Below are 2521 nucleotides of genomic sequence, written 5' to 3'. Positions count from 1 at the left end.
TAGTGACTCTCGGTCTCGGTCGCCGCGCCGATCTCCACGTCGCGCCCGGCCCGCAGATTGACGTCCCGGTCGGCAACCACCGCCGATCCGGTCACCGTCAGATCACGCCTGACTATTGGCTTTACAACCGGGCTAAAGATCGAAGTGATCATCGGGCCGGGACAGCATGAGATTATTGCTGCACCCGATGTGCTCCGGTTATGGCGGCTTATGCGGGAAGATTCGGGGCTTAAAAGCAAAAATCACGGCCAGACTGGCCAGGATTCACAGCAAGTTAAGATATTTTTAATTCTTCCGTTGCTTCAGTTATTACTTGTAAAAAAGTACTCAAGCTGAACTTCATTCTATCCTGCTCAGCTAATAACCTAGCATCCGAAAAAAACTCAATTTCAATATTCTCGGGTCCCTTATCTTTATTTAATTGGCAAAGTATTTGATCCTTGTAAGAGATCTCTGCTGTAATTTCTTCGTATTTAGAATCACTGAAGAAGGTTATCTCAAAGCTATTGTCCATATTTTTATCTCGGCGTTTTAGGATCTAAGAAACCAGAAAATGAACCATCAGAGTTATAGCGTATTCCTCTTCCATCAGGAAGCCTATACTCTACACCTCCTCTGGAAAGATCTGTTTTTACAGTATTTGTATTATTCAAAACTTCGTTTACAAACTTATTCGCAGCTTCGCTTTTTTGAGCTGGATTACCTTTTAATGGTTCAAAAACACCGCCAGGCCTGCCAGCATGTTTCTCCCATGCTCTCGCCGCTGCGGATAAACCCTGTTCGTTAATTGGCTCATTGGCTGAAGAAACAAGGTCATCTTTTTTGAAACGATCAAAATTATTGTTTTGGTTACTTTTATTACTCCGCGCATTCTCTTCATCCTGAGGTCCCCAGCCGCCTGGCGTTCCTGAGCCTGAACCACCCAGCTCCGCTTTCTCCGCATCTGTCAGATCCTTTGCCACATTCGGATCGCGGGTCTTTGCAGCTTCGTCACGTGCTTCAACGATTGAAGGGCCATCCGTAATCGGCGGCGTATCCGCCTCAGTTCCTGACCCTTTCACAGCCTTATCCAGTTCCGATGCGATATTGTTGTTAGCGTCCTGAACAACTTTGTCGCCCGGACTCATTGGTAATCCAGGAACAGGCACAACTACTGGTCTTGGCAGTAAAAGATTATTGTTTTCCAGCGACGTTTTTCCCGCCTGCGCACCCGCAACAGCATCCGCCGTGCTGTCTCCCACCACGCCGCCTGCCAGCCCCGCCGCTAATGTCCCCAGCGCGCTTATCGTCTGCCGCTGCTCTTCGCTCAGGTCTTTACGTTTAACGCCTGGATACAGCTGCTGCGCGATGTACTCGCCCATCGCCGCGCCCGATGCGCCTGCCAGCGCCGAGTTGCCGGATGCATACGAGCTTACCGCACCCAGTACCGCGTGCGCCATCAGGTTCGCTTCGGTATTGACGTTACCATTCGCGTCCGTCGTCAGCTCATGTATCTTTTCGGCCAGGTAAGGTGCCGACGCGCCGCTTATCGCCTGCGCCACGTTCCCGCCTGACAGCCCCTGCACCGCCGCCGTCACCGCGCTGATGGCACGCTGCACCTTACCGCCGGTCCCGAACCCGCTGTCAACGAACGCCTGATTGTAAAAGTTGCTGTAAACCTGGTTATTAACGTCATTTTCGCTGTACTGCTTCGTCGGATCCTTCGCTTTCAGCTCCGCCAGCGCCCTGTCGCGGTCGGCCTGCGTGGCATCGGATATCTTCTCATTGGCGGCACGGGTCGCGATGATTTCGCCCTGCGTCCGCGCGATATCCCCCGCCTGCGCCCCGATTTCGCCTATCAGCTGCGCTGCCTTCAGCCGGTTCTGCTCTTTCTCCTTGTCGAAGATGACGTCCAGCCCCGGATTCGCGTTCGCCACGTCGCGGCTGAGGTCCGCCACGTCCTGCTTCTGCTTCGACGGGTCGCGGATAACGATGGTGCCCTCGCTCACCGCCGACCTGGTGGTGCTCTCCGCGCTGCCGCTGTCGTTCACTCCCGCCAGCATCCCGTTGGCCATGTTACCGGCAAAGTTCCCGCCGATGCCGCCGCCGGTGCTCATGCCTGCGCTCTGATGCTGCACCTCATATTCCGCATGATTCTCTGTGTCGCTGAACCCCAGCGTCCCGGTGTCGAGCCGGTTCTTATCGGCGGTGGCAGTGGAACTGATAACCGCGCCGTTCAGCTGTGTGTGCTCACCCACGGTCACGTCAAAGCCGCCCTGACCCGCATAAATCCCGGTCTGTTCGGCCACGCTCTGCCAGTTGCTGTGCATCTTATCCCGGCTCACGTTCACGCTCGCCGACCCGGTCATGGAGCCGAACGTGAAGCTGCCGCCCGCGCTGGCGCTCTGTTGCTTGCTGTCGTAGCGGTCGCTGTCCTGCTCCGAGGTCAGCGTCAGGTTGCGGCCCGCATCCACCTTCACGCTGTTGCCGTTTGCCTGCGCGCCCGTGAGCGTCGTGTCGCGCCCGCTGGTCAGGCTGAGCC

The 2521-nt window shown here is 55.7% G+C and carries 2 protein-coding genes; both read right to left on the bottom strand.

Going from position 1 to position 2521, the window contains the following annotated elements:
• Window positions 1–274 precede the first annotated feature (274 nt).
• Window positions 275–514, bottom strand: coding sequence for a hypothetical protein (locus tag CKF42_RS20915; RefSeq protein ID WP_111209111.1), 240 nt, complete (start codon window positions 512–514; stop codon window positions 275–277).
• Between the two features lie 4 nt (window positions 515–518).
• Window positions 519–2521: VENN motif pre-toxin domain-containing protein (locus CKF42_RS20910; protein ID WP_199559901.1), on the bottom strand; the 2003-nt coding region annotated here is incomplete at its 5' end.

The sequence above is a fragment of the Pantoea sp. ARC270 genome, assembly GCF_003236725.1.
GTDB classification, from domain to species: Bacteria; Pseudomonadota; Gammaproteobacteria; order Enterobacterales; family Enterobacteriaceae; genus Pantoea; species Pantoea anthophila.
Note: the sequence above shows the minus strand (reverse complement) of the source record. Positions and strands in the feature narration are given on the sequence as shown.

What these genes read in the sequence shown, in the direction of transcription:
- CKF42_RS20915 (WP_111209111.1), bottom strand. Translation starts at nt 514, where the DNA reads ATGGACAATAGCTTTGAGATAACCTTCTTCAGTGATTCTAAATACGAA.